Origin of the sequence: Flavobacterium mesophilum, assembly GCF_039581405.1 — a bacterium.
Classification (GTDB): Bacteria; Bacteroidota; Bacteroidia; order Flavobacteriales; family Flavobacteriaceae; genus Flavobacterium.
In genome coordinates this window covers 820084-846382 of record NZ_JBCPXZ010000003.1, presented here as the reverse complement: position 1 = coordinate 846382, position 26299 = coordinate 820084, and the positions used below count along the sequence as shown (strand labels likewise).

The window sequence follows — 26299 nt, the reverse complement described above, 5'->3', positions numbered from 1 at the left end:
AAGCTAAATTTTGAAAACTTTGATTATCTAAAGTCCTCGTCGATAAGTTCCTTGTTAATTACCGCTCCCGCAAAAGATCCTGTAGAAACCGCAAGCGCCACTGAGCGCATTTGAGTAGTCGCATCGCCACTTCCAAAAATTCCTGGAACGGTTGTTTTTTGCATAAAATCAACTTTTAAATAACCCTGTTCATTGATTTCGCAACCCAAATCTTGTGGCAATGAACAATGTTGTTCAAATGGAGGTTTTGTATAAATGGCTTTTACGTCGATTTTTTCTCCGTTTTTAAAAACGATCTCCGAAACATAACCATTATTATGCTCTAGAGAATCTATTTCTTGTTCTAAAATCGAAACGCCATGGTTTTTTAAAAGCTGTGTTTGTTCAGGAGTCAATTCTGATTTTCCGTTTGTACACAATCTCAAATCTTTTGTCCAATTCGAAATCAATTTTGAATATTCAAAACCCATTTCGCCATTAGCAATAATTGCTGTTTTTTCTTCTTTCACCTCATAACCATGACAATACGGGCAATGCAAAACCGAAATCCCCCAGCAATCATCAAAGCCCTTAATTTTCGGCAACAAATCACGAATGCCAGTCGCAAACAAAACTTTTCGACAGGTAAATAAATCTCCAGATTCTGTACTTATTTCAAAACCTTTTTCCGTTTTCAAAGCTTTTACAGCAAGTCCATTGTAAAACTGAACGGTTTTATAAAGCTCAACTTGCAATTTGGCTTTCGCCGAAATCACAGCAGGCTTTTCTCCGTCTTGTGTAATAAAATTATGCGAATGCGGTGTTTGTCTGTTGCAAGGCAAACCACTGTCAATGACCAAAACCTGACGCAAAGAACGTCCCAAACTCATTGCGGCTGATAAACCGCTATAACTTCCGCCAATGATAATCACTTCAAAATTCTTCTGTTCCATAATCCTATTTTTAATGATTTTGTTTTCTGTGCAAATTGTAATTGATCAAATGTCCGACTATCATTCCGAATCCTCCAAAATAAATCAGATCAAGATGAATTTCAAAAAGGATTTCACTCAAAACACTAATCCATATCAAACTCATAGAAATGATTAAAATCGAAGATACCAAAAGAGAGGATTTTTTTATAATTTTGATAATCGCAAATAAACCAAAAGAAGCAAAAATCAAATCGATAATTGGGTTATGAATTAGCCCTAAAGGGAGAATGGTTAGTATTGGAAAAATCAAACAATGAACCAAGCAAAATGCCGCGCTTGAAATTCCTAAAATATCGTAAAAAGATGTCGTTATTTTCTTCATTTTATTTAAATTTGATTAATGCAATTTTGTTGCAAATATACACGATTTTATAAAATCGCAACATTGTTGCGATAATTTTTTTTTCAAATTAAAAATGAAAGCTACACGTAACACCACAGCAAAGACGGCCGTTTTAGAGGTTTTTGAAAAATCCAACACCGCGCTGTCCCATACCGAAATTCAGAAACAATTAAACGATATATGCGATCGCGTCACCATTTATAGAATTCTTGATAGACTATTGAACGATGACATCATTCATAAAATTTCGAACCTTGACGGAACCGTAAAATATGCAAAATGCAATCACTCGAATCAACGTGTGCACATTCATAATCATGCTCATTTTAGTTGCGAAAACTGTCATGAGATCACGTGCTTGGAAACGGTAAAACCAAGCTATATTATGCCGCATAATTACAAAGTAAAAGAGATCAATTTTACCTTGTCTGGCTTATGTCCAAAATGTTTAAATTCTAACATTTAAGTTTTAGGCTTGTCTAAAAATATTGTTTAGCGAATGTAATTTTTACATATATTTGTGAAAACAATACTTTTACAATGACCAAATCTTTAGAAGAAGTAAACCAATCCGTTGCTACGGAGCATAAAAAAACAGGATTTAGGAAAATACTAGCATTTTTGGGCCCAGCGTATTTAGTGAGCGTTGGTTATATGGATCCTGGAAACTGGGCAACAGATATTGCTGGTGGAAGTCAATTTGGCTATACACTTGTCTGGGTTTTACTAATGAGCAACTTAATGGCTTTGCTTCTACAAAGTTTGAGTGCTAGACTCGGAATCGTAACACAGCGCGATCTAGCACAAGCATCGAGAGAAACCTACTCAAAATACATCAACTATATTTTATATTTTCTGGCCGAAATTGCAATTGCTGCATGTGATTTGGCCGAAGTCCTCGGAATGGCAATCGGAATTAATCTTTTATTTGGGATTCCGCTTCTTGAAGGTGTATTAATTACCGTTCTGGACACTTTTCTTCTTTTATTTCTGATAAATAAAGGAATCCGCAAAATGGAAGCTTTTATAATTGCTTTGGTCGCGATTATCGGTTTTTCCTTCATTTTTGAAATGATTTTCGCTGAGCCGGAAATCCACAAAATCATTGGCGGACTTGTTCCTTCAATTCCAAACTCCGCTGCTTTGTACATTGCAATCGGAATTATTGGGGCTACGGTAATGCCACACAATTTGTATTTGCATTCTTCTTTGGTGCAAACCAGAAAATTTGACCGGACTCCAGCTGGAATCAAACAAGCTTTGAAATACAACCTCATCGATTCGACAATTGCACTCAATTTGGCTTTTTTTGTTAACGCCGCAATCCTAATTCTTGCAGCCGCAACATTTCATAAAAACGGAATGTTTGAAGTTGCCGAAATTCAAGACGCACATCAATTCCTAGAACCTTTATTGGGAACGAAATGGGCACCCATTTTATTTGCTGTGGCTTTAATTGCCGCTGGACAAAGTTCAACGGTAACAGGAACTCTTGCCGGACAGATTGTAATGGAAGGCTACTTGCATTTTAGAATTCAGCCTTGGGTCCGCAGAATCATTACACGTTTAATTGCCATTATTCCAGCTTTGGTCGTAATTTATATTTATGGCGAAAGCGTTACAGGAAAATTGTTGATTCTTAGTCAAGTAATTTTGAGTTTGCAATTGGGATTTGCGATTATCCCTCTGATTCACTTTGTAAGTGATAAATCGAAAATGAATGGTTTTCATATTTCAAGAACGACTCAGGTTGTGTCGTGGATTATTGCTTCAATCATTGTTTCACTAAATGCAAAATTAGTTTACGATGAAATCACCTCATGGCTCGAAACTTCTAATAATCCAACATTATTATGGCTTACAGTTGTTCCATTGGCTTTCGGTTTTTCGGCATTATTATTATATATCATTTTCAAACCGTTTATTGCCAAATTCAAAGCCAAAACCGTCAATCATTCGCCACACAACTTGAAACTTCATTTTTCTCAAAAGAAAACTCAGGAAGTTAAAAACATTGCAGTTTCTGTAGATTTTTCAAATGCCGATGAAGCCGCATTGAATCACGCATTCGAATTAGGCGGAATGACCGCAAAATATACACTCATCCACATTGTAGAAACCGTTGGCGCTCTGATGTACGGAATTCATATTCACGATCATGAAACCACGATTGATGAAAAATTATTATTAGAATACAAAGAAATGCTTTCGGAGAAAGGTTTCAATATTGAAACAGAACTTGGTTTTGGAAAACCGAACAAAATAATTCCAGAAATCATTAACGGTGGAAATTTCGACATTCTAGTTATGGGAACCCACGGCCACACTGGTTTAAAAGATATTCTTTTTGGCACAACGGTCGATAAATTGAGACATAAAATTTCAATACCTTTGTTGATTGTTAAATGAAGGTGCTAAGGCCCCGAGTTGCTAAGGTTCTAAGGTTTCTCTTAAAAACTTTAAAACAAAACCTTAGAACCTCAGTCCCTTAGAACCTTAGAACCTCAAAATAAATGACTTTTTCAGAAGAAAACTACTTAAAATCAATCTATCACTTGACTGCTGCTTTGGAAACCGAAGTCAGCACAAATGCTATTGCAGAAATTATGGAAACGAAAGCTTCCTCTGTAACTGATATGCTGAAAAAGCTAGCAGAGAAAGATTTGGTTAATTATAAAAAATACCAAGGGGTTTCATTGACTGAAAACGGGAAACTAGCGGCCAAAATGATTGTTAGAAAACACCGTCTTTGGGAAGTGTTTTTGGTTGAAAAGCTAAATTTTAGTTGGGATGAGGTTCATGAAATTGCAGAACAATTGGAACATATCAAATCGGAGCAATTGATCAACCGTCTAGATGATTTTCTTGGAAATCCGACTGAAGATCCGCACGGAGACCCAATTCCAGATGCTAATGGCCGAATCATTAAAATCGAGAAACAGCTTTTATCTGAATTGGAAGAAAATCAAACCGGAGTTTGTGTCGGCGTAAAAGACACTTCTTCAGAATTTTTAAAATATCTGGACAAACAAGAAATTGCTTTAGGTTCTAAAATCGAATTTTTATCGAAAGAATCTTTTGATTTATCGGTACGAATCAAAGTAAACGGAAGAGAATTGTCTATTTCTAATAAAATTGCATCCAATCTGTTTGTAAAGTTGGTTTAGAGAATTTCTTCTGCCATTATAAAATCTAAATTCACAAATCGTTTTTCTAAATATTGAAGCAATTTGTCACCTCTATTTAAACTTAGCAGATTTATGGTTATTCGTTTTTTATCTTTTGAATTTGCTTCGATGTAAAGCACAAAATGATTAACAGCGAAGCCCTTTATTTCATCAAATGCAATCTCACGTGTTGAAAATGCATTTTTTGAAACTATAGTATTCTTTTTTAATATGATTTTTTTGCTAAAGACTGCTATGATTAAAATGGCTCCTGAAATAATAAACGCCAATATAATTAAAGGCATCAGATAGAACAGGTAATTTGTAGAACAACAACTGTTATACATTTTTGAAGCAAAAGAATCTTTAGGCAATGAAATAAAAGGAATGACAAATAAGCCAATTAAGGCTATTATCAATGAAATTGTAAAAAAGGTAATAAAGGCCTTCAATCTGTCCGAAACACCAAAAACATTCCCTCGCATTATATTCTGTTTTTAAACACAATACAAATTTAAGGTGTTTTTCCTACAAAAAATAAAAATGACGAATTTTAACTATTTTACAGCAATCCTTTCTCGATTATCTCAAGCATTACAGGTGAAGCATTTTTAAATGTTGGAGGTTGTTCAATAATACTTCCGGCATTTTTCTTATTTACTTTGAAAGTCAAATCATTATCTGTTGTAAACAAAAGTGCAGTAAGAAAAGGTTTCTTGATATAAGATCCGAGAATTAATAGAGCTTCATCTAAAGAATGAAAACTTTCTACTTCCTCCGTTTTATAGCGCGTTGTCAATGAGATTGACATCGTATCATCTTCATTCAAAACCAATCTAAAATAGATGTTTTTGATTTCGGTGTCGCCCATTGTTTTGGCCAAAGTCAATTTTGCGAAAGTGCCACTTTGGATGCTTTCCTTAACTCGTTCACAAAAAAGGGCAAATATTGGTTCGTACATTTTTTTAAGGTGCTAAGGTTCTAAGCTACTAAGAGGCTAAGATTTTATCCTCTTTGTGTTTAATTTAACCGTAAAGATCTAAGATTTACGCAATCCCGATAGCTATCGGGAGCAAAGTTTTTTAATTTTCCTTGCGTGCTTTGCGTAATCCCTTACGAGCTTTGAGGTTAAGAAAATTATTTTCCTGTAAATTCTGCTTTTCGTTTTTCTAAAAATGCAGTTGTTCCTTCTTTAAAATCAGCAGTTCCAAAACATTCTCCAAATGATTTGATTTCAGTTTCGAAACCATTTTTGCCGTCCTTGTAATTAGCATTAACCGATTTTATTGCTTTTCCAATTGCAAATGGCGCATTTTTAATGATTTTTTGAGCAATTACTGTCGTGAAAGACAATAATTCAGCTTGAGGAACTACATGATTTACCAACCCATATTGTTTTGCTTCTTCTGCAGAAATCATCGTTGCAGTCATAATCATTTCCATCGCACGTCCTTTACCAACTAATTGTGGCAAACGCTGTGTTCCTCCGTAACCCGGAATTAATCCTAAAGTAACTTCTGGAAGTCCCATTTTAGCATTATCTGATGCAATTCTGAAATGACAAGCCATTGCCAATTCTAATCCGCCACCAAGAGCAAAACCATTTACGGCCGCAATAACAGGTTTTCTAAGATTTTCGATAAAATCGAATAATGCTTCCTGCCCTTCCGATGCTAATTGAGCTCCTTCAACTACATTATAATTCGCAAATTCTGAAATATCAGCACCGGCAACAAAAGCTTTTTCCCCTGTTCCAGTTATAATTATTGCACGAACAGTATCATCTTTGCCTAAATCAGCAACAGCTTTGCTTAAATCGCTAATTGTAGCTTTGTTCAAAGCATTTAATTTAGCAGGTCTATTTATAGTGATTGTTGCTATTTTTTCTTCAATAGAAATTAAAATATTTTCGTAATTCATGATGTTAGCTTTAAGAGTTCGTGATTGGCAATGAAACTGTAAATGTTGTTCCTTTTCCGTAAGTTGACTCAAAGGTAATTGTTCCTTTGTAATTTTCGATAATGTTTTTTATAATTCCGAGTCCAAGTCCCATACCGCTGGTCTTAGTCGTAAATTTAGGCTCGAAAATTCGACCGATATCTTGTTTTTGAATTCCGATTCCGTTGTCTTTTACATCAATTTCAACATGATCGTTTCGTCTTTTTACCGACACGACAATAGATTTCTGAAACTGACTTTCTGAAATGGCCTGAGTCGCATTTTTAACCAAATTGGTAATGACACGAATCAATTGTGTACGATCCATTTTGGAAATAATTTCTTCCTCTTCTTTTTCAAAAGAAATATAATCTTCGTTGAAGATATCCAAAGCCAATTCAACAACCTCAACGACATTCAACGTTTCGTTTTGCTGGGCCGGCATCGATGCAAAGTTCGAAAACGCCGAAGCAACAGCGGTCATCGTATCAATTTGCTGAATTAAAGTTTCCGAGTAATCATTCATTTTCTGCTTTACATCAGGATCATTCGGGTCAAATTTTCTTTGAAAACTCTGAACTGTCAAACGCATCGGCGTAAGCGGATTTTTGATTTCGTGTGCCACTTGTTTTGCCATTTCGCGCCAAGCTTCTTCACGCTCACTTTGCGCGAGTTTGACCGCACTGGTTTCCAATTTGTCCACCATTCCGTTATAAGCTCTGATCAAGAAATTGACTTCTTTGCTGTTGGCTTCTAAAACAATTTTTTCATTTTTCTGATCCAAATTGGTTTCTTCTAAACGATCAGAAATAGTTTTTAATGATTTTGTGATATAAGTCGAAAGGAAATACGCCAATCCAAAAGCCACAATCAACATGAAAGAATATACTTGACTCAAACGAATCAAGAACGTATTCAACTCATTGTCATAATATCCGTCATCTTCTAAATAGGGAAGATTTAGGATTCCGAGTGGTTTGAATTTTTCGTCTTTAATTAAACTGTATGAAGATCGGTTTTTGACTCCGTCGATCGTTTTAATATCTACAAAACGCTTTTCGATAGAAGAACGAACCAATTTTAGAATATATTCCGGAATTGGCGGCGGCGCTTTATCAACGGCAAAAGACTCTTTGGAAGATTTAAGTAGTTTTCCGTCAAGACTATAAATATTGATTTCGATTTTATGAATCTGAGCCAGTTCGTGAATTTTATCCTTAAAAATCAAATCCAGATTCTGGGTTTTCAACGGATAAGTCGTTGTAGAAAGCACATAATTGATGTGTTCCTTTACCGCATTTTCTTTTCGTTCTAAACGTTCCTGATGGTATTCTTTGGCCTCAGTTTTAAACTGAATAATCGAAATCGAAGCCAATAAAAAAGATGCTACCACAATCAATACAATCATCGACAGGAAAATCCTGGTACGAAGTGAAAGCATTGTCATTTTGAAGTTGTTAAACATCTGTCTTTTGTTTTATTTGTTTCAGGTTTCACGTTTCAGGTTAGGTTGCGATGGCAACTTGAAACTTGAAACCTGAAACTAAAAAAACTATTTTTTTTCTCGAATTCGTTTGTAAAATCGGAATCCCAGCATAATTAAAACCGAGAATAAAATAATTCCGATTACGCCGAAAATCCAGTTGATGGCACTTTTTAAAACTACTAAAAAAACAACGGCAAACAAAATAATCGTTGCGCCTTCATTCCATAAACGCATGAAATTATTCGAATATTTTACCTCATCGTTTTGCAGTTGCTTAAAAATCTGATGGCATTTTCCGTGGTATAAATACAAAAGGAAAACGAAGCATAATTTTACATGCATCCAAGGCATTTTGATCCAAATATGACCTGCATCTGTAAAAAACAGCATCCAAAAAGCAAAAATACTCGCCAAAACCGCTGACGGCCATGTTATAATGTACCACAAACGGTAAGCCATAATTTTGTATTGCGCCTGCAAAATTTCTTTTTCTGGAGAAGGTTTTTCACTGGCTTCTATTTGATACACAAACAAACGCACAATATAAAACAAACCTGCAAACCAAGTTATGACAAAAATAAGATGCAGTGATTTTAAGTAATTATAATACTCCATTATAAAGTCTTTTTCTTTACTCTTTCTTCTTTTCTCTATTTAGCCCAATCGTTAATCCAATTAGAAACCGTTTGACACCATTCGTCTTCGTCATTTAAACACGGAATTGCTAAGAATTCTTCTCCTCCATTTGCTTCGAAATCCTCTTTGGCACGCATTGCGATTTCTTCTAAAGTTTCTAAGCAATCGGTAACAAAAGCTGGAGTTACAACAGCAATTTTCTTAATTCCTTTTGATGGCATATTATCAATTTCAACATCGGTATAAGGCTCAAGCCATTTGTCACCTGCTAATCTTGATTGGAAAGTCACACAATATTTGTCTTTTGGAATTCCTAATTGTTCAACAACTAAACGAGTGGTTTCGTAACAATGTGTTCTATAACAGAATTCCGCTTCTGGAGTTCCCACTTCGCAACACATTTCGTTGGTTACGAATTTTTTATGCGATTTTGTTTTGTCTGTTTTACGAACATGACGCTCTGGAATTCCGTGATATGAAAACACCAGTTGATCATAATCAAAATCACGTAAGTGTTTTTTGATTGAATCGGCTACGTTTGTGATGTAATCAGGTTTGTTGTAAAACGCTGGAACATCACTGAATTTCATGTGAGGGAATTTCTTCTTGCGGATTTCTTCTGCCAAAACTAAAATCGTCAAAGTAGAAGCCATTGCGTATTGCGGATATAGCGGGAAAAGTAAAACCTCAGTTACACCTTGGTCGTTCAATTCTTGTAAACCTTTTTCAATTGTCATTGATCCGTAACGCATTGCCAGCGCAACAGGAATTTTAGATAAAGGCTGTACTTTTTTGTGCATTCTTTCAGAAAGAACAATTAGCGGAGAACCTTCTTCCCACCAGATTTTCGCGTAAGCATGTGCTGATTCCTCTGGTCTTTTTCTTAGAATAATTCCGCGAACTAATAATGCTCTCAATAAATACGGAACATCGATCACGTATTTATCCATTAAAAATTCATCTAAATAAGGTTTTACATCTTTTGGAGTTGGACTATCCGGAGATCCTAAGTTTATTAATAGTGCGCCTTTCATTATGTTTTTTTTCTTTAGGCTTTAAGCTCTAGGCTTTAAGCTTTTTATTTGTTTTTAAAAATTTCTGCAAAAGTAAATGCTGTACTTTATTAGAAATATGATAATTATTACTTTTTGATTATAATCTAATTTGTAAAATCGATATAATCTCCCTGTTTGTCTTTACTTTTCTTTTTCTCTTCTTTCAAACATTCAATTTCTCCATTTTCAACATTAACGTAAGCATTACTGTTTTTTCCAAAAGAAACTTTTAATTTTCCACTTCTTGTAAAAACAGAATTAATTTCGTCTTTTCTTATCCCGCAGGTTTTAATCACGTCTGCTTTCCATTTAATGGTATCATTTTGAATTGCTATTAAAATTTGATCCTTTTTTTCAATATAAAAAGTAATCCCTCCAACATATTCCAGTCCTTCTAATTTCAATAAACCATCATAGTTAATTTTAGAATTACTTTGAGCAGTTAATTTTAAAATAGAAGAAAACAGAACCAAGAAGAAAATTAATTTTTTCATCCCATTAAACATTCGCATTAATCGACATCAAATATTTTTTAGGTGTTGTTCCGAATTTCTTTTTGAAGGCAGCGATAAAATGACTTCCCGTACTGTAACCAATTTTCAGTCCCACTTCGTTTACATTATATGAACCGCTGTCTAAAAGTTTTCTGGCGAAATCCATTTTGTAATCAAACAAGAAACCATAAACCGTATCGCCGTAAATTTGTTTGAAGCCCATTTTCAGCTTTTTCAAATTCAAACCAATTTCATCTGCCAATTCTTGCAATCCTGGCGGTTCGGCCATATTCGCGATTACTATTTCTTTGGCTTTTCTGATTTTCAAAACATTATCTTCGTCAATCAAAAACGGACATTGTTCTGCATTTGGATCTTCGGTTCTATTGAAATATAAACTCAACAATTCATATCCTTTTCCTTTATAATAAAGGTTTTTGATAGAAGGATGAAGATTATAATGAAACAGCTGACTCAACACAATCGCCATTGACGGACTGATATTTCCTTCGTTATAATATTTCTTATCCTTATTGTCAGGACTTAAAAAAGTGATATAATTGGCTTCGGCAGAAAACAACGCGTGAAATTTCTTGATCGAAACAATTACTGAAATCACCCACGAGTTTGGAGCAAGTTCTAAATTCAGCGGCAATTCTTTCTGTGGATTGTATAAAAGCAATGATTTTTCTTCTTTCAGCTCCAAAGCATAAGTGCCTTGATTAAATAAGAATTTTGCATTCCCTTTTATTCCGAAGTGAAACTGTATCAGACCAGTACCGACAATTTCGTGCTGTGCAAAAAATGGCTCGGTGCCGTCATTTTGAAAACGGATCAGCGTAAAGTCGTCTTCAATTTTTATAATTTCTTGAGAACCCATAGCGATATTTTTTTGAAACGAAAATCAAAACAAAGTTCAAATGTTATTTAGAACGACTCTAAACTAATCACTTCAAACGAGCTGATTTTGCTACAAAAGTAGTCCTTTTTACTCAAAAACACCTATTTAGGTTCAAAAAAACATACAGCGACATAAAAAGTACTTTTAGCGTTATTTTTATCCGCGCTATAGTAATAATTTTGTTGCACTCTATGTAAGTGAATTTATGGAAAACAATACTGTACCGAAACACCTTTATTTTTACTCAGTTGGTTTGAGTTATAAAAAAGCTGATGCTGAGGTGAGAGGTCAATTTAGTTTGGATGCTGTTGCAAAGACTCGTCTATTGGAACAAGCTAAAAACGAAGGAATAGAAAGTCTACTGGTTACTTCAACCTGCAACAGAACCGAGATTTATGGTTTTGCAGAACACCCATTTCAATTAATAAAATTAATTTGCGACAACAGCAATGGTTCTGTTGATGCTTTTCAACGAGTTGGTTTCGTTTACAAAAATCAAGAAGCAATCAATCATTTATTTCGCGTAGGAACTGGTTTAGATAGCCAGATCTTAGGTGATTTTGAAATTATATCTCAAATCAAAACCAGTTTCATTCATTCTAAATCTTTAGGTTTAGCGAATGCATTTATGGAAAGACTGGTAAATGCAGTTATTCAGGCAAGCAAAAGAATTAAAAACGAAACTGAGATTAGTTCTGGAGCTACTTCGGTTTCTTTTGCATCAGTACAATACATTCTTAAAAATGTAGAAGATATCAGCAATAAAAACATTTTGCTCTTCGGAACTGGAAAAATCGGAAGAAACACGTGTGAGAATTTAGTAAAACATACTAAAAACGAACACATCACTTTAATAAATCGTACTAAAGATAAAGCAGAGAAATTAGCAGGAAAATTAAATTTGATTGTTAAAGATTACTCTGAATTGCATTTAGAACTTCAAAAAGCTGATGTTGTGGTTGTAGCAACGGGCGCTCAAAATCCAACAGTTGACAAAGCGATTTTAAATCTGAAAAAGCCTTTATTGATTTTGGATTTATCTATTCCAAAAAACGTTCACGAAAATGTTGAGGAATTAGAAGGCGTAACGTTAATCCACATGGATTATTTGTCTCAATTGACAGATGAAACTTTGGAAAACAGAAAATTACACATTCCGGCAGCTGAAGCCATCATCGAAGAAATCAAAGAAGAATTTGTGACTTGGATGAAAGGAAGAAAATTTGCTCCGACAATCAATGCTTTAAAAGAAAAATTAAACGCGATTAAAGCTTCTGAACTGGATTTTCAAAGTAAAAAAATTGCCGATTTTAATGAAGAACAAGCTGAAATCATCAGTAATCGCATCATTCAAAAAATCACTACACATTTCGCAAATCATTTAAAAGACGACGATACCATGGTCGATGAAAGCATCGAATGGATCGAAAAAGTCTTCAAAATAAAAGCATCTTAGTTTAAACCATATAAGTCATATAAGTTCATTTAAAAACTGTGTTTTACCCAAACCTCTTAAATTACTTATATGACTTATATGGTTCAAAAATAAAAAACAAGTTATGTTAGTTTGATATACAAGTATGTTTTACCCCAAACTACTTAAATTTACTTATATAACTTATATGGTTTAAAAAACAAAACATGGCTGAAAAAACAATCAGAATAGGAACGCGTGACAGCGAATTAGCACTTTGGCAGGCACACACTGTTGAGAAAAAACTAAACGATTTAGGTTATAAAACCTCAATTGTTGCGGTAAAATCCCAAGGTGATATTATTCTGGACAAACCTCTTTATGAACTTGGCATTACGGGAATCTTCACCAAAACTTTAGACATTGCCATGATCAATGGCGATATTGATATTGCGGTGCATTCTATGAAAGATGTTCCAACGGCTTTGCCAAAAGGTATCGTTCAAGGTGCTGTTTTACCAAGAGCCAATGTTTTAGATATTTTAGTCCATAAAGGAAATCCTGATTTTACAAATCCAAGCACTATCGCAACCGGAAGTCTGCGTCGCCAGGCACAATGGTTCAATAAATATCCGAATCATACTGTAGTTGATTTACGCGGAAACGTAAATACGCGTATGCAAAAATTGCAAGACAACAACTGGGACGGGGCTGTTTTTGCCGCTGCTGGTTTGGAGCGAATTAATCTGAAACCTGAAAATTTCATCAACTTAGATTGGATGATTCCTGCGCCAGCACAAGGAGCAATGTTGGTTGTGGGAATGGAAAATGACAATTATACTTTGGATGCGCTTTCTCAGTTAAATGATATTGAAACTGAAATTTGCACCTATATCGAACGTCAGTTTTTAAGAACGCTTGAAGGCGGATGTACTGCGCCAATTGGAGCTTTGGTTACTTATAATGAAAATGAAGACACTTTGCATTTTCAAGGTGTTTTACTTTCTATTGATGGAAAACAAAAACTGGAAATCAATAAAACAGTTGATATTTCTGAATGGAAAAAATTAGGTTTCAACGCTGCTCAAGAGATTTTGAATAATGGAGGAACGGAATTAATGCAGAAAATTAAAGAATCCCTGAAAAAATAATGGCGAATCCAGTTCAGATATTATCTACTAAAGTATTAGAATCTCTTCATAAACAAGAGCTGATGAAGTACGGCGTTGAATTAATCGAAGCCGATTTCATTAAAACCGAAAACAAACCTTTCGAATTAAAAGACCTCAACGAAAGTCTGATTTTTACAAGTCAGAATGCGGTTCATAGTGTTTTATCACATCCTGATTCAGAGCAATTAAAGAAGAAAAATGTGTATTGCGTTGGATCAAAAACCAAAACGCTTTTAAGCGATAATGGCTTTAATGTTATAGCTTATACGGGTTACGCAGCGGATTTAGCAGAAATTATCACTTTGATTTATGGAAATGAGAGTTATACGTTTTTCAGCGGAAACTTAAGAAGAGATACTTTGCCGGAAGCTTTGAAAGAAAACGGAATCAAATTCAATGAAATTCAGGTTTACGAAACTACTTTGCAACCTCAGAAAATAAAAGCAAATCCAGAAGCGATTTTGTTTTTTAGTCCGTCTGGTGTTAAAAGTTACTTGAAACACAATACAATAAACAAACAAATCTGTTTCTGCATTGGCGAAACCACTGCAGAAGCTTTATCAAAAATTACAAAAAACATCATCATCGCCGATCAACCAACAATTGAAGACGTGATCGAAGATGTAATTCACGAATACAAGTAAGCAATACGCTTCAGGCTTTAAGCCGTAAGCAAAAAATTATAGTTAAAAACAAGCTTAAAGCCTAAAGCTTAAAGCCTAAAGCAAAGAAAAAATGTTAAAAAACGACCTATTTTTAAAAGCATTAAAAGGAGAAACAGTTCAGCGTCCGCCGGTATGGATGATGCGTCAAGCGGGAAGATATTTGCCAGAATTTAGAGAACTTCGTGATAAATATGATTTTTTTACACGTTGCGAAACTCCAGAATTAGCTGCTGAAATCACCGTTCAGCCAATTCGCCGAATTGCTCCAGATGCTGCAATTTTATTCTCAGATATTTTAGTTGTGCCACGCGCAATGGGAATTCACGTAGAATTGAAAGACAATTTAGGTCCGATTATTCCTGATCCAATTCGTACCATGGAACAAGTAAACCAAGTTTATGTTCCAGATGTAAATGAAACTTTAGGCTACGTTTTTGACGCAGTGAAATTGACTAAAGAAATGTTGAACGATGAAGTTCCGTTAATTGGTTTCGCAGGTTCGCCTTGGACAATTTTCTGTTATGCTGTTGAAGGAAAAGGTTCTAAAAGTTTTGATACTGCAAAAGGATTTTGCTTTTCAAACCCAGTTGCGGCGCACACTTTATTGCAAAAAATCACAGACACGACTATTTTATACTTAAAAGAAAAAGTAAAATCGGGAGTAAATGCCGTTCAGATTTTTGATTCTTGGGGAGGAATGCTTTCTCCTGTTGATTATCAAGAATTTTCATGGAAATACATCAATCAGATTGTTGATGCTTTAGCTGAAATTACACCAGTTATTGTTTTCGGAAAAGGGTGCTGGTTTGCTCTTAACGATATGGGTAAAAGTAAAGCTTCTGCATTAGGAGTTGACTGGACATGTTCGGCAAGAAATGCACGTTACTTGTCTGGCGGAAACATTACTTTACAAGGAAACTTTGATCCATCAAGATTGCTTTCTCCAATTCCGACTATCAAGAAAATGGTTCACGAAATGATCGACGAATTCGGAAAAGACAAATATATTGTAAATTTAGGTCACGGAATTTTACCAAATATCCCTGTAGATCACGCAAAAGCGTTTATTGACGCGGTGAAGGAATACGGGCAATAATAGTTGATTGTTTATGGTTGATAGTTGTTGGATTATAACTATCAACCATAAACCAGCAACCAACAATTAAAACCATGCTTAACAAAGGCCTAAGAGACGAAGAAAAAATCAGAATCGATAATGTTCTCAAAACGTTACGAACTCTTGTTTATGTACCTTATCCTTTAAATGACCTACAAAAATCAGATCTTGATAACCAGCTCAAAGAATTCGGATTAAACATTGAAAGTTTAATTGATTATTCTAATGAAGATTTGACAACATTATTAATGCGTCTTCATTTTGATTGGGAACAATTGGAACAGTTTGCAGATATTTTGATAGAACTTTCAAAAGACGAAAACTACAATTTTGAAGATAAAGCTTTGGCTGTCTATCAATATATTCAAGCCGAGAGCAAAGTTTTTTCTTTCGGAATAAATACCAAAATTTCTTCACTAAAAAACAAATAGAAATGAGTTTTACAGATTGGAAAATAGAACGAATTGAAAATGTTCTTCCCGAAGAGTTTTTCAAACTGATTGAAAAAAATAAATCGCACATTGAAAAAACTTTCCCTGTAACACTGGCAAATTCTGACTCTTTAGAAAAATCGAAAAACTTCATTTCATTCAACCTTGAAAAAGAGAAAAATAAAGAAGCTTTTCATTTTTACGCCCGCGATATTCAAACCAATAAATTAATTGCTTATTTGAATGTAAAAACGATTGATTATCGCATTTCTAAATGTGAATTGGGATATTTTGTGGACGAAAATTACCAAGGAAAAGGAATTACATCGAAAATGGTTTCTAATGCGCTTGATTTTTGTTTCAACGAATTAATGCTCAACAAGGTTTTCATTTGCACTTCAGAAATCAACATCGCAAGTCATAAAATTGCATTGAAACACCATTTTAAACAAGAAGGAATTTTAAGAGACGAATTTAGAAATGGAGATGGCACTTTGCAAAATTCTGTTTATTTCGGACTTCTTAAATCAGAATATATAAAATCATGAAAGACCAATTTTACGCATACATACAAAATTTACAAGACCAAATCGTTGCAGGATTAGAAGCCGTTGACGGAACGGCGAAATTCCGCGAAGACTTATGGAAACGTCCAGAAGGCGGTGGCGGAAGAACACGCGTAATTGAAAACGGAAATGTTTTCGAAAAAGGCGGTGTAAACATTTCGGCAGTTCATGGAAAACTTCCGGAAACGATGCAGAAAATGTTCAATGTTGGTGAAGCTGATTTTTTTGCCTGCGGATTAAGTTTAGTGATTCACCCGAAAAACCCAATGGTTCCGACGGTTCATGCGAATTGGCGTTATTTCGAAATGTATGACGAAAAAGGAAATGTGATCGAACAATGGTTTGGTGGAGGACAAGATTTGACGCCTTATTATTTGTTTGAAGAAGATGCAATTCATTTTCATCAAACTTGTAAAACAGCATGCGACAAACACAATCCAGAATTTTATCCAAAATATAAAAAACAATGCGATTCTTATTTTTGGAATGCGCATCGTCATGAAGCTCGCGGACTTGGTGGATTGTTCTTTGATTATTGCAAAGCAAATGAACAAATGTCAATGGAAAACTGGTACAATTTCGTAACCGAAGTTGGAAATAGTTTTCTTCAAGCTTATGTACCAATTGTTGAAAGAAGAAAAAACCTTTCATATTCTCCTGAACAAAGAACTTGGCAGGAAATCCGTCGTGGCCGTTATGTGGAGTTTAATTTGGTTCACGATAAAGGCACATTATTTGGTTTAAAAACAAATGGAAGAATCGAGAGTATTTTGATGAGTTTACCTCCACATGTACAATGGGTTTACGATCATCATCCAGAAGTTGGAAGTGAAGAAGAAAAATTGATAAATGTATTAGAAAATCCGCGTGAATGGATTTAAAACTGATTTACATATCGTTTTTTGCAGGTCTTTTTGGGTGTTTTGCCCAAAATGACACTTTGCAGAATCTGTATTTTAAATCATATTCAGACAAAGTCACAGCGAGTATTTATTATTTGGACACATCCAATAGTTTTCAAATTACTTCAGACACTCAGGATCCTAAAATATATTTAAATCTTATTCCTAATCGCAAGGAGCAAATTGGATTTAGTTTAAGTTATAAAATAATTGATATTACTATTGGTTTCGCTCCTAAATTCCTTGGCGGGAACACGGGCGACTCGCATTCTAAGAATTTCAATTTCAACACTCGTTTTTATTATAAGAAATGGATGCAGTCGTTCACTTTCATCAATCAAAAAGGATTTTATGTCAGTGATGATAATATTAAAGCACAACTTCCCGATATGCGTACCACAAAAATCGGTGGATCGACGGCTTATATTTTCAACGATAAATTCTCTTTTAAAACCTTAGTTAGTCAAAACGAATGGCAAACTAAAAGTTCGGGAAGTTTCATTCCTACTTTCTCGTTTTATTACACTAACTTAGACTTGAACACGCCTGATTCATCTCCTGGAGATCTTTATGTTTTTACATTAGCTCCTTCCTATTTTTATAACTTTGTTATAAGTGATCGGGTTTTAATTGGAACAGGAATTGCTTTAGGAGCCGGAATTAATACTATTGACGGGGATACTTCTGCTTTGTATCAAGCAGATCTGAATCTAAAATTGGCTTACAATAAAGATCGTTTTTTCGGATTTGCCACATTAAATTCAGTAAGTTTTCTTCAAGATGACAAAGTTGATCCAAGATTAAATGATAACATCGCAACTGTAAAACTTTCAATAGGCTATCGATTTGATCCACCTAAAAAAGTTAAAGAAGTTTATGACAACGTAAATAAAAAAATAGGACTTTAAAACCATTTTCAAAATAAACCAGCCCCAATAAAAAGACTCAAACTAACGGAATATTTATAAATAATAAATTCAATTATTATGGAAAATAGAAATGAAGCACAATTGAAGAAAATGCATTCGGGAAAAGGATTTATTGCCGCTTTGGATCAAAGCGGTGGCAGTACACCAAAAGCTTTGGCACAATACGGTGTAACTGAAAACAGTTATTCGAACGAAGAAGAAATGTACACACTTGTGCACGAAATGCGAACAAGAATCATCAAGAGTCCAGCATTTGATAGCGAATATATCCTGGGCGCTATTTTGTTTGAAAATACAATGGACCGAAAAATAGACGGACAATGGACTGCCGATTATTTGTGGGAAAAGAAAAATATCGTTCCGTTTTTGAAAGTCGACAAAGGACTTGCAGATCTTTCAAACGGAGTTCAATTGATGAAACCGATATCAAATTTAGACGATCTGCTTGATCGCGCTGTTGCGCGAAATATTTTTGGAACAAAAATGCGTTCTGTGATTAAAGAAGCAAATGCTGAAGGGATTCGAGCAGTTGTTGAACAACAATTTGAAGTAGGTTTGCAAATCTTTAAAAAAGGTTTAGTGCCAATTATTGAGCCGGAAGTTGATATTTATAGTGCAGATAAAGCGAAATCAGAAGAAATTCTGAAAGAAGAAATCAAAAAACAGCTGAACTTATTAGACAAAGATGTAAAAGTGATGCTGAAACTTTCGATTCCAACTGTGAATGATTTTTATAACGAATTAATGTCAGACCCACATGTTGTGCGCGTTGTAGCCTTATCAGGCGGTTATTCTCGAGAAGATGCAAATGATAAATTGGCACAAAATCACGGATTGATTGCGAGTTTCTCAAGAGCATTATCAGAAGGACTTTCAGCAGGACAATCAGATGCAGATTTTAATTCTGAGTTAAGCAACACAATTAAAGAGATTTACAAAGCCTCAATTACATAAAAGGTTTAGAAAATAAAACACAAAAAATGAATATTTTCAGGATAAAACCTGAAACTTTAAACTTTAAACAAATTAAAATGTTCCCATTACAAAGAAACCGTCGTTTAAGAACCAATGAATCAATTCGTTCTTTAGTTCGTGAAACAAACTTAAGTCCTCAGGATTTTATGCTTCCAATGTTTGTTGCCGAAGGAAAAGACATAAAATCAGCAATACCTTCAATGCCTGGAATTTACCGTCATTCATTAGATAACACCATCAAAGAAGTTAAAGAAGCTTGGGATTTAGGCATTAAAGCGGTAAATATTTACGTAAAAGTAAGCGATAATCTAAAAGACAATAAAGGTACTGAAGCCTGGAATAAAGATGGTTTGATGCAACAAACAATCCGCGCGATTAAAGATGCAGTTCCAGAAATGATTGTAATGCCGGATGTTGCTTTAGATCCGTATTCAATTTATGGTCATGACGGAATTATAGAAAATGGTCAATTAATCAACGACGCAACTGTTGACGCTTTAACCCGAATGAGTTTGAGCCACGCTGAAGCTGGTGCCGATTTTGTTGCGCCAAGCGATATGATGGATGGAAGAGTTTTGGCAATCAGAAAAGCATTGGAACAAAATGGTCACCATAACGTGGGGATAATGAGTTACAGTGCAAAATATGCTTCAGCTTTTTACGGACCATTTCGTGATGCATTGGATTCTGCTCCGGTTGATTCGCAAAATATCCCAAAAGACAAAAAGACATATCAAATGGATTATGCCAACAGAATTGAAGGAATTCGAGAAGCATTATTAGACGTTGAAGAAGGTGCAGACATCGTAATGGTAAAACCAGGAATGGCCTATTTAGACATCGTTCGTGAAGTAAAAAATGCCGTTCATGTGCCAGTTGCAGTTTATCAAGTATCTGGTGAGTACGCGATGGTAAAGGCCGCAGCAGAAAAAGGGTGGCTCGATCACGACAAAATCATGATAGAGCAACTTTATTGCATTAAGCGTGCAGGGGCTAGTATTATCTCTACTTATTTCGCAAAAGAAGCAGCCGTAATTTTAAATAAATAAGATGAAAAAAATACTATTTTTAGCCGCTGTTTTAGCTTTTGCTTCATGCAAAAAAGAGAGTCAAGAGCCTTTTGGAAAAGCAACAGAAAGCACAACCGAATCAGTTTCTGAAGGAGAATCGGCGACAGCCAAAACACCAGAGGATCTAGGAAAACAAATTTTTGAAGGAAAAGGAAATTGCACTTCTTGCCATCAGGTGGGGGAAAAAGTAATTGGACCAAGTATTCAGGAAATCGCAAAAATCTACAAAGACAAAAAAGGCGACATTCCTACTTTCTTAAAAGGAAATGCTGAACCGATTGTTGATCCAAGCCAATTTGCTGTAATGAAAACAAACTTTGCGGTAACACAGACCATGTCTGACGAAGAATTAAAGGCAATTGAAGCTTATATTTACAGTAATCTGAAATAAAACAAATGTTATACAAACAAAAAAACGGCGCTGAAATCAGCGCCGTTTTTATATTAAGTAAATTGAATATTACCAGATTTTAACTCTCTTCTCTGGTTCAACATACATCGCATCACCTTTTTTGATTCCAAAAGCTTCATAGAAAGAATCTAAATTTTGGATTGGCACAACTGCTCTGTACATTCCTGGAGAGTGTGGGTCTGTTTTAACTTGGCTTTTAATAGCCTCATCTCTAGCTTTTGTTCTCCAAACTGTTGCCCAAGAAATAAAGAAACGTTGCTCTGGAGTAAATCCGTCGATTAATCCAGGATTTCCATGAGATTTCAAGTATAACTGTAAACCATCATAAGCAGCATTTGTTCCTCCTAAGTCACCAATGTTTTCACCTAAAGTAAATTTACCATCAACGTGAATTCCTGGCAATGGCTCTAAAGCACTATATTGTGCCGCCAATTTCCCTCCAAGTTCTGTAAATTGTTTTAAGTCTTCAGGAGTCCACCAGTCAACTAAGTTTCCGTCAGCATTGTAACGAGCACCAGAATCATCAAATCCGTGAGAGATTTCGTGACCGATAACCGCTCCGATTCCACCATAATTTACAGCTTCGTCAGCTTGGTAATTGTAGAAAGGTGGTTGTAAAATCGCTGCTGGGAAAACAATCTCGTTGTAAGATGGATTGAAATAAGCATTAACCGTTTGTGGAGACATTCCCCACTCTGATTTATCAACTGGTTTTCCAAGTTTAGAAAGGTTGTCAGCGTAAGCCCATTTTGAAATATTTTTCATATTGTCAAAATAAGTTCCACCTTCATTAACGTTTTTAATCACTAAAGCTGAATAATCTTTCCATTTGTCAGGATATCCAATTTTAACCGTTAATTTTCTTAATTTTTCAATTGCTTTTGCTTTAGTTTCTTTTGACATCCAAGGCAAAGCATTGATTCTATTTTCATAAGCAAGCATTACATTAGAAATCATGTCTTTTGCTTTTGCTTTTGCTTCAGCTGGGAATAATTTCTCTACGTAAAGTTTTCCTAAAGCTTCTCCTGTTGCTCCGTTGATAACTTGCAAAGCAACTTCTTCACGTGGACGTTGTTTTAAAGCTCCAGTTAATGTTTTTCCGTAAAAATCAAAGTTTGCATTTTCGATCTCTGTAGTCAAACTTGAAGCGGCTCTGTTTAAAAGAGACCATTTCAAATACTCTTTCCAAGCTTCTACTTTTTTCTCCGTAAAAGTTTTTTCAAGAGCGATCATGTAACGAGGCTGCGCTACGTTTACAGTATCTAATTTTGTCATTCCAATTCCTGAGAAATATTTTTCCCATTGAATTGATGGCGTATTCTTTTTCAAATCAGCAACAGCTGTTGGATTGTATTGTTTTCTTCTGTCTCTTCTTTCAACACGATCCAATCTTGGTGAAGACATTTCTACTTCTAAAGCTAGAATTTGTTTTGCACTTTCTTTTGCTTTAGCAGGAGATTCTCCAATGTATTGCATCATACGAGCAACGTGAAGTTCATATTTTTCACGTTTTTCTTTCGAATCTTTATCATCTGAATTGTAGTAATCTTTATCAGACAATCCAAGAGTTCCTGGGCTTAATGTTACAGAGTTTTTGTTACTGTTTTTAGCATCTGCTCCAACATACACTCCAAAAAAACCTGAACCTCCTACAAGTTGCATTTCAGTCATGTAAGCTTGAAGATCAGCAACATTTTTAATGGCATCGATTTTCTTCAAATAAGGCTGAAGTTGTGTAACTCCTCTTTTATTTCTTCCAACCGTATCCATGATCGTGTTGAATAAAGCAATTGCTTTACCTTGATCTGTATTTGATTTATACTTCGGATCTTTCGAAGCTTCTTTTAAGATCGCAAGAGAATTCTCGTCTGTTTTTTGACGTAATTCATTAAAACTTCCCCAAGCGTTTCTATCGCTAGGAATTTCAGTCTTGTCTAACCAAGCTCCGTTTACATAACGAAAAAAGTCCTGACCTGGACTTACTTTTGTATCCATATTAGCAACATTGATACCTGGTTCTTTTGGTTTTGCACTTTGAGCTTGAACTGCAGTTAATGAAAACATTGCAGAAACTACACAAAACATTGGTTTAGTAAGCTTTTTAATCATTATAATTTATTGTTTTAGTATATATACAAACATATTGTTATTATTTTGAAAGTTATGTTAAAATTCATCAATAATTAACAGATTCTTTTTGAAGATATTCTTTTATAACAGCTTCAGTTAAACATTTGTCTACACAAGTATCATTTTGTTACAAAAAAAATTCAATAAAAAATTCTAACCGAAAAACAAGATTGGAATTTGAGTTTTCAATTTGTTAAAAAGCCGTTATAATTAAGACTTTAAAATGCTCTTTTCGTATTTTTGCGCCAAATTATTTTTATGAAATCGCTTCTTTACAAATACCGCAAATTCTTTATTGTATTAATTGTATTTTCGGTTGTTACTATATCCTTGTTTTATTCGGCTTTAAAACCACAGAAAACACTTCCTATATATAATCCTTCTGATGTCAATCCAGAATTAGTAGACAGTACGATTCAGTATAAAAGCAAATACCATACAATTGCCGATTTTTCGTTTGTAAACCAAAATGGAGATACCATAACGCAAAAAAATTACGAGGGAAAAATTTACGTTGCCGATTTCTTCTTCACAACGTGTGGCTCTATCTGTCCGAAAATGTCAACCAATCTTGTTGAGGTTCAAAAAGCTGTTTTGAACAACCCGAAAGTCATGTTGCTTTCCCATACTGTTTTTCCAGAGGTCGACAGTGTATCGGTTTTAAAAGCTTATGCTATAAAATATGGTGTTGTTGACGGCAAATGGAATTTAGTAACTGGTGATAAAAAAGAAATCTACACGATGGCTAGAAAATCGTATCTAGCGGTGAAATTAGGTCGTCCAGATCAGTTGTATGATATGGTTCATACAGAGAATTTTGTTTTGGTAGATCAAAAACGACGTGTTCGCGGTTTTTATGACGGAACAAACAAAGAGGAAATCAAACGTCTTTTAGAAGACATTGATTTCTTGTCGAAAGAGTAAAATCCCTTATTTTTAGAAAGATTTAGCATAATCAAGAGTGTTAAATGCCTTGAAATAAAGAATAATTGCCTACTTTTGCAATCTAAATTCAATCTAAATAAGCTTGCAAAATACAATTCACACTCTGAAAAAAGGCGAAAAAGCCATTATCAAAGATTTTGATATCGATCTTGTTCCTCTAAAATTATTAGAAATGGGTTGTTTGCCGGGCAGCTTGGTCGAATTAATTCAAATTGCTCCTTTTGGAGATCCACTTTATTTAGACATAAACGGTTCGCATGTAGCGATTCGTATTGAAACTGCTCGTGAAATTGAAGTTGAACTTATCGAAAACAATTTGTAATGAGTGTTCAAAATATTAATGTTGCCCTTATCGGGAATCCAAATACAGGAAAGACTTCCGTTTTTAATCAGCTTACAGGTTTAAATCAACAAGTTGGAAATTATCCAGGAATTACGGTGGAGAAAAAAATGGGGTTTTGCAAACTTCCCCATAACATCAAAGCCAATATTCTGGATTTGCCTGGAACGTATAGTTTGAACGCTAGTTCAATGGACGAAAGTGTAGTAATCGAACTTTTGCTGAACAAAAACGACAAATTATATCCAGATGTTGCAGTTGTTGTGACTGATGTTGAAAATCTGAAAAGAAATTTACTGATTTACACGCAAATAAAAGATCTTCAAATTCCGACGATTTTAGTCATCAACATGTCTGATCGAATGGAACGCAAAGGAATTTCCCTTGATATTCCGCTTTTAGAAGAAAAACTAAGAACCAAAATTGCTTTAGTCAGTTCTAGAAAAGGTTTAGGAATTGAAGAATTAAAGGAATTGATTGTTTCCTATAAAACAATTCCGCACGAACCTTGCTTAAACGCTTCAGTAATTGACGAAGAATATTTTAAAAAATTACAACACGCTTTTCCAAATCAATTGCTGTATAAATTATGGCTTGTCATTACGCAAGATGTCAATTTTTCGAATTTGGATCGAAATGAAATCAGAAGCACTTTCACAAAATCGCATTCTGAATTAAAACGTCTACAGCAAAAAGAAACCATCAAACGTTATCAATTTATAAATGATGTTTTAAAAGAAGGTTTAAAAGTAGACGCCTCAATGGCAAAAGACATTCGTGCAAAACTAGACCGCATATTAACGCATAAAGTTTGGGGTTACGTTATTTTCTTCGCTATTTTATTTTTGATTTTCCAATCGATTTTCAGTTGGTCAACCATTCCGATGGATTTTATTGACAGCACATTTGCTTCATTAAGTGCTTGGACAGCTCAAGAATTGCCAAGCGGTATCTTGACCGATTTGCTTTCGCAGGGAATCATTCCGGGAATTGGCGGTGTTATTATTTTCATTCCACAAATTGCCTTTTTATTCCTCTTCATATCCATCTTGGAAGAAAGCGGTTATATGAGCCGAGTTGTTTTTCTGATGGATAAAATCATGCGCAAATTTGGACTTTCGGGAAAAAGCGTTGTGCCTTTAATTTCGGGAACGGCTTGTGCTATTCCTGCAATTATGGCAACTCGAAATATTGAAAATTGGAAAGAACGCCTTATTACGATCTTGGTAACACCATTAACGACTTGTTCGGCGAGATTGCCTGTTTACGCAATCATCATTTCATTAGTCATTCCGAGCACGCGCGTTTTTGGAATATTAAATCTACAAGGATTGACGTTGATGTGTCTTTATGTTTTAGGATTTGGAACGGCTATTTTATCGGCTTATATTTTAAATAAGGTTTTAAAATTAGAGTCAAAAACGTATTTTGTAGTTGAAATGCCGAGTTATAAAATGCCTCTTTTCAAAAATGTTGGAATCAATGTAGTTGAAAAAACTAAAGCCTTTATTGTTGGAGCTGGTAAAATTATCTTAGCAATATCGGTTATTTTATGGTTTTTGGCTTCTTACGGTCCAGGAAAAGATTTCAACGAAGCCGATACGATTGTTAAAGAAAAATTTGCCGACAAAGCCTTGACAGAGATTCAATTTGAAAATGAAGTTGCCTCCCAAAAATTAGAAAACTCGTATATCGGATTAATGGGAAGAGCAATCGAGCCGGCAATTGAGCCATTAGGTTACGACTGGAAAATCGGAATCGCATTAATCAGCTCATTTGCAGCACGTGAAGTTTTTGTGGGAACACTTGCTACCATTTACAGCGTTGGCGATACAGATAATGAATCGACTATTAAAAGTAAAATGCAAGCAGAAATCCGACCTGAAACTGGACAAAAAGTATTCAACTTTGCGACCGGAGTTTCCTTGTTGCTCTTTTATGCCTTTGCAATGCAGTGCGCCAGTACATTAGCCATTACCAAAAAAGAAACTAATTCTTGGAAATGGCCAGCAATGCAACTTGTATTCATGAGTTCGCTTGCTTATTTATCAGCATTAATTGCCTATCAATTCTTAAAATAAAGAAATCATGATTCAAGAAATAATTGCTTTTACGATACTAGGATTTGCCGTTGCCTTTTTGATCAAAAAATTCTTTTTTAAACCTAAAAAGAAAAAAGACTGCGGTGACGGAAACTGCGGTTGTAGTTAATTCACATAAATTCACTACAACAAATA

General features: G+C 34.8%; 29 protein-coding genes. 18 read left to right on the top strand and 11 right to left on the bottom strand.

Annotated elements, in window-relative coordinates:
* Window positions 1-23: 23 nt before the first annotated feature.
* Window positions 24-932 carry an NAD(P)/FAD-dependent oxidoreductase gene (locus tag AAYQ19_RS12580; RefSeq protein WP_343536695.1) on the bottom strand — a complete coding sequence of 303 codons (909 nt, stop codon included), beginning with the start codon at window positions 930-932 and terminating at the stop codon, window positions 24-26.
* A 10-nt stretch (window positions 933-942) separates the two neighbouring features.
* Window positions 943-1296 carry a MerC domain-containing protein gene (locus AAYQ19_RS12575; RefSeq protein ID WP_343536693.1) on the bottom strand — a complete coding sequence of 118 codons (354 nt, stop codon included), beginning with the start codon at window positions 1294-1296 and terminating at the stop codon, window positions 943-945.
* Between the two features lie 94 nt (window positions 1297-1390).
* Here AAYQ19_RS12575 and AAYQ19_RS12570 point away from each other — a divergent pair, with 94 nt between their 5' ends.
* The 3 genes from AAYQ19_RS12570 (at window position 1391) to AAYQ19_RS12560 (ending at window position 4484) form a co-directional block, all read left to right on the top strand.
* Entirely contained in the window at window positions 1391-1783 is a 393-nt protein-coding gene (locus tag AAYQ19_RS12570; RefSeq protein WP_343536691.1) for a Fur family transcriptional regulator, read from the top strand.
* Window positions 1784-1857: 74 nt separating this feature from the next.
* Window positions 1858-3726, top strand: coding sequence for an Nramp family divalent metal transporter (locus tag AAYQ19_RS12565; protein WP_343536690.1), 1869 nt, complete (start codon window positions 1858-1860; stop codon window positions 3724-3726).
* 104 nt (window positions 3727-3830) lie between these two features.
* Window positions 3831-4484, top strand: a complete 654-nt coding sequence (locus tag AAYQ19_RS12560) for a metal-dependent transcriptional regulator (RefSeq protein WP_343536688.1) — start codon at window positions 3831-3833, stop codon at window positions 4482-4484.
* On the opposite strand, the gene AAYQ19_RS12555 is transcribed toward AAYQ19_RS12560, so the two are convergent.
* From AAYQ19_RS12555 to AAYQ19_RS12520, 8 genes are all read right to left on the bottom strand, one after another.
* On the bottom strand, window positions 4481-4903 hold the full coding sequence (locus AAYQ19_RS12555; protein ID WP_343536686.1) for a hypothetical protein: 423 nt from the start codon (window positions 4901-4903) through the stop codon (window positions 4481-4483). The two genes, AAYQ19_RS12560 and AAYQ19_RS12555, sit on opposite strands and share 4 nt — an antisense overlap.
* A gap of 143 nt (window positions 4904-5046) precedes the next feature.
* Window positions 5047-5445, bottom strand: a complete 399-nt coding sequence (locus tag AAYQ19_RS12550) for a hypothetical protein (RefSeq protein WP_343536684.1) — start codon at window positions 5443-5445, stop codon at window positions 5047-5049.
* A 176-nt stretch (window positions 5446-5621) separates the two neighbouring features.
* Window positions 5622-6404, bottom strand: a complete 783-nt coding sequence (locus AAYQ19_RS12545) for an enoyl-CoA hydratase/isomerase family protein (RefSeq protein WP_343536682.1) — start codon at window positions 6402-6404, stop codon at window positions 5622-5624.
* Between the two features lie 10 nt (window positions 6405-6414).
* Window positions 6415-7830: an ATP-binding protein gene (locus AAYQ19_RS12540; RefSeq protein WP_343536821.1), complete on the bottom strand. Its 1416-nt coding sequence runs from the start codon at window positions 7828-7830 to the stop codon at window positions 6415-6417.
* A 144-nt stretch (window positions 7831-7974) separates the two neighbouring features.
* Window positions 7975-8523, bottom strand: coding sequence for a CopD family protein (locus tag AAYQ19_RS12535; protein WP_144216557.1), 549 nt, complete (start codon window positions 8521-8523; stop codon window positions 7975-7977).
* Between the two features lie 35 nt (window positions 8524-8558).
* Entirely contained in the window at window positions 8559-9578 is a 1020-nt protein-coding gene (gene hemH / locus AAYQ19_RS12530; protein ID WP_343536678.1) for a ferrochelatase, read from the bottom strand.
* Window positions 9579-9703: 125 nt separating this feature from the next.
* Complete coding sequence (locus AAYQ19_RS12525; protein ID WP_343536676.1) at window positions 9704-10093, bottom strand: hypothetical protein; 390 nt, start codon at window positions 10091-10093, stop codon at window positions 9704-9706.
* A 4-nt stretch (window positions 10094-10097) separates the two neighbouring features.
* Window positions 10098-10973 (bottom strand): AraC family transcriptional regulator, encoded by an 876-nt coding sequence (locus AAYQ19_RS12520; protein ID WP_026727391.1) that lies wholly within the window; start codon window positions 10971-10973, stop codon window positions 10098-10100.
* A gap of 226 nt (window positions 10974-11199) precedes the next feature.
* Between AAYQ19_RS12520 and hemA the strand changes: the two genes are divergently transcribed.
* From hemA to AAYQ19_RS12465, 11 genes are all read left to right on the top strand, one after another.
* Entirely contained in the window at window positions 11200-12450 is a 1251-nt protein-coding gene (gene hemA / locus AAYQ19_RS12515; protein WP_343536672.1) for a glutamyl-tRNA reductase, read from the top strand.
* Between the two features lie 185 nt (window positions 12451-12635).
* Window positions 12636-13559: a hydroxymethylbilane synthase gene (hemC, locus tag AAYQ19_RS12510; protein WP_343536671.1), complete on the top strand. Its 924-nt coding sequence runs from the start codon at window positions 12636-12638 to the stop codon at window positions 13557-13559.
* Window positions 13559-14224, top strand: a complete 666-nt coding sequence (locus AAYQ19_RS12505; RefSeq protein ID WP_343536670.1) for a uroporphyrinogen-III synthase — start codon at window positions 13559-13561, stop codon at window positions 14222-14224. Before hemC ends, AAYQ19_RS12505 begins: the two co-directional genes overlap by 1 nt.
* Window positions 14225-14315: 91 nt before the next feature.
* On the top strand, window positions 14316-15341 hold the full coding sequence (gene hemE / locus AAYQ19_RS12500) for a uroporphyrinogen decarboxylase (RefSeq protein WP_343536668.1): 1026 nt from the start codon (window positions 14316-14318) through the stop codon (window positions 15339-15341).
* 74 nt (window positions 15342-15415) lie between these two features.
* Window positions 15416-15793 (top strand): hypothetical protein, encoded by a 378-nt coding sequence (locus tag AAYQ19_RS12495; RefSeq protein ID WP_343536666.1) that lies wholly within the window; start codon window positions 15416-15418, stop codon window positions 15791-15793.
* A gap of 2 nt (window positions 15794-15795) precedes the next feature.
* Entirely contained in the window at window positions 15796-16341 is a 546-nt protein-coding gene (locus AAYQ19_RS12490; protein ID WP_343536665.1) for a GNAT family N-acetyltransferase, read from the top strand.
* Window positions 16338-17240, top strand: coding sequence for an oxygen-dependent coproporphyrinogen oxidase (hemF, locus tag AAYQ19_RS12485; RefSeq protein WP_343536663.1), 903 nt, complete (start codon window positions 16338-16340; stop codon window positions 17238-17240). Before AAYQ19_RS12490 ends, hemF begins: the two co-directional genes overlap by 4 nt.
* The gene (locus AAYQ19_RS12480; protein ID WP_343536661.1) at window positions 17231-18169 is read left to right on the top strand and encodes a DUF4421 family protein; all 939 of its coding nucleotides are present in this window, start codon (window positions 17231-17233) and stop codon (window positions 18167-18169) included. Before hemF ends, AAYQ19_RS12480 begins: the two co-directional genes overlap by 10 nt.
* Window positions 18170-18247: 78 nt before the next feature.
* On the top strand, window positions 18248-19144 hold the full coding sequence (locus AAYQ19_RS12475; RefSeq protein WP_343536660.1) for a fructose bisphosphate aldolase: 897 nt from the start codon (window positions 18248-18250) through the stop codon (window positions 19142-19144).
* Window positions 19145-19221: 77 nt separating this feature from the next.
* Entirely contained in the window at window positions 19222-20214 is a 993-nt protein-coding gene (gene hemB / locus AAYQ19_RS12470; RefSeq protein ID WP_343536659.1) for a porphobilinogen synthase, read from the top strand.
* Window position 20215: 1 nt separating this feature from the next.
* On the top strand, window positions 20216-20626 hold the full coding sequence (locus AAYQ19_RS12465) for a c-type cytochrome (protein ID WP_343536658.1): 411 nt from the start codon (window positions 20216-20218) through the stop codon (window positions 20624-20626).
* A 69-nt stretch (window positions 20627-20695) separates the two neighbouring features.
* Here the strand turns inward: AAYQ19_RS12465 and AAYQ19_RS12460 are convergent, their stop codons facing one another.
* Window positions 20696-22756 (bottom strand): M13 family metallopeptidase, encoded by a 2061-nt coding sequence (locus tag AAYQ19_RS12460; RefSeq protein WP_343536656.1) that lies wholly within the window; start codon window positions 22754-22756, stop codon window positions 20696-20698.
* A 279-nt stretch (window positions 22757-23035) separates the two neighbouring features.
* Between AAYQ19_RS12460 and AAYQ19_RS12455 the strand changes: the two genes are divergently transcribed.
* From AAYQ19_RS12455 to AAYQ19_RS12440, 4 genes are all read left to right on the top strand, one after another.
* Window positions 23036-23701, top strand: a complete 666-nt coding sequence (locus AAYQ19_RS12455; RefSeq protein ID WP_343536654.1) for an SCO family protein — start codon at window positions 23036-23038, stop codon at window positions 23699-23701.
* 103 nt (window positions 23702-23804) lie between these two features.
* Window positions 23805-24044 carry a FeoA family protein gene (locus tag AAYQ19_RS12450; RefSeq protein WP_343536653.1) on the top strand — a complete coding sequence of 80 codons (240 nt, stop codon included), beginning with the start codon at window positions 23805-23807 and terminating at the stop codon, window positions 24042-24044.
* Window positions 24044-26143, top strand: a complete 2100-nt coding sequence (gene feoB / locus AAYQ19_RS12445) for a ferrous iron transport protein B (RefSeq protein ID WP_343536651.1) — start codon at window positions 24044-24046, stop codon at window positions 26141-26143. The genes AAYQ19_RS12450 and feoB overlap by 1 nt, the downstream gene beginning before the upstream one ends.
* A 7-nt stretch (window positions 26144-26150) precedes the next feature.
* A complete protein-coding gene (locus tag AAYQ19_RS12440; RefSeq protein WP_343536649.1) occupies window positions 26151-26273 on the top strand; it encodes a FeoB-associated Cys-rich membrane protein in 123 nt (40 codons plus the stop codon).
* Window positions 26274-26299 lie beyond the last annotated feature (26 nt).

Excerpts from the sequence above, each read along its gene's own strand:
- AAYQ19_RS12580 (WP_343536695.1), bottom strand. The coding sequence starts at position 932 with ATGGAACAGAAGAATTTTGAAGTGATTATCATTGGCGGAAGTTATAGC.
- AAYQ19_RS12575 (WP_343536693.1), bottom strand. The coding sequence starts at position 1,296 with ATGAAGAAAATAACGACATCTTTTTACGATATTTTAGGAATTTCAAGC.
- AAYQ19_RS12570 (WP_343536691.1), top strand. The coding sequence starts at position 1,391 with ATGAAAGCTACACGTAACACCACAGCAAAGACGGCCGTTTTAGAGGTT.
- AAYQ19_RS12565 (WP_343536690.1), top strand. The coding sequence starts at position 1,858 with ATGACCAAATCTTTAGAAGAAGTAAACCAATCCGTTGCTACGGAGCAT.
- AAYQ19_RS12560 (WP_343536688.1), top strand. The coding sequence starts at position 3,831 with ATGACTTTTTCAGAAGAAAACTACTTAAAATCAATCTATCACTTGACT.
- AAYQ19_RS12550 (WP_343536684.1), bottom strand. The coding sequence starts at position 5,445 with ATGTACGAACCAATATTTGCCCTTTTTTGTGAACGAGTTAAGGAAAGC.
- AAYQ19_RS12545 (WP_343536682.1), bottom strand. The coding sequence starts at position 6,404 with ATGAATTACGAAAATATTTTAATTTCTATTGAAGAAAAAATAGCAACA.
- AAYQ19_RS12540 (WP_343536821.1), bottom strand. The coding sequence starts at position 7,830 with ATGATTGTATTGATTGTGGTAGCATCTTTTTTATTGGCTTCGATTTCG.
- AAYQ19_RS12535 (WP_144216557.1), bottom strand. The coding sequence starts at position 8,523 with ATGGAGTATTATAATTACTTAAAATCACTGCATCTTATTTTTGTCATA.
- hemH (WP_343536678.1), bottom strand. The coding sequence starts at position 9,578 with ATGAAAGGCGCACTATTAATAAACTTAGGATCTCCGGATAGTCCAACT.
- AAYQ19_RS12525 (WP_343536676.1), bottom strand. The coding sequence starts at position 10,093 with ATGAAAAAATTAATTTTCTTCTTGGTTCTGTTTTCTTCTATTTTAAAA.
- AAYQ19_RS12520 (WP_026727391.1), bottom strand. The coding sequence starts at position 10,973 with ATGGGTTCTCAAGAAATTATAAAAATTGAAGACGACTTTACGCTGATC.
- hemA (WP_343536672.1), top strand. The coding sequence starts at position 11,200 with ATGGAAAACAATACTGTACCGAAACACCTTTATTTTTACTCAGTTGGT.
- hemC (WP_343536671.1), top strand. The coding sequence starts at position 12,636 with ATGGCTGAAAAAACAATCAGAATAGGAACGCGTGACAGCGAATTAGCA.
- AAYQ19_RS12505 (WP_343536670.1), top strand. The coding sequence starts at position 13,559 with ATGGCGAATCCAGTTCAGATATTATCTACTAAAGTATTAGAATCTCTT.
- hemE (WP_343536668.1), top strand. The coding sequence starts at position 14,316 with ATGTTAAAAAACGACCTATTTTTAAAAGCATTAAAAGGAGAAACAGTT.
- AAYQ19_RS12495 (WP_343536666.1), top strand. The coding sequence starts at position 15,416 with ATGCTTAACAAAGGCCTAAGAGACGAAGAAAAAATCAGAATCGATAAT.
- AAYQ19_RS12490 (WP_343536665.1), top strand. The coding sequence starts at position 15,796 with ATGAGTTTTACAGATTGGAAAATAGAACGAATTGAAAATGTTCTTCCC.
- hemF (WP_343536663.1), top strand. The coding sequence starts at position 16,338 with ATGAAAGACCAATTTTACGCATACATACAAAATTTACAAGACCAAATC.
- AAYQ19_RS12480 (WP_343536661.1), top strand. The coding sequence starts at position 17,231 with ATGGATTTAAAACTGATTTACATATCGTTTTTTGCAGGTCTTTTTGGG.
- AAYQ19_RS12475 (WP_343536660.1), top strand. The coding sequence starts at position 18,248 with ATGGAAAATAGAAATGAAGCACAATTGAAGAAAATGCATTCGGGAAAA.
- hemB (WP_343536659.1), top strand. The coding sequence starts at position 19,222 with ATGTTCCCATTACAAAGAAACCGTCGTTTAAGAACCAATGAATCAATT.
- AAYQ19_RS12465 (WP_343536658.1), top strand. The coding sequence starts at position 20,216 with ATGAAAAAAATACTATTTTTAGCCGCTGTTTTAGCTTTTGCTTCATGC.
- AAYQ19_RS12460 (WP_343536656.1), bottom strand. The coding sequence starts at position 22,756 with ATGATTAAAAAGCTTACTAAACCAATGTTTTGTGTAGTTTCTGCAATG.
- AAYQ19_RS12455 (WP_343536654.1), top strand. The coding sequence starts at position 23,036 with ATGAAATCGCTTCTTTACAAATACCGCAAATTCTTTATTGTATTAATT.
- feoB (WP_343536651.1), top strand. The coding sequence starts at position 24,044 with ATGAGTGTTCAAAATATTAATGTTGCCCTTATCGGGAATCCAAATACA.
- AAYQ19_RS12440 (WP_343536649.1), top strand. The coding sequence starts at position 26,151 with ATGATTCAAGAAATAATTGCTTTTACGATACTAGGATTTGCCGTTGCC.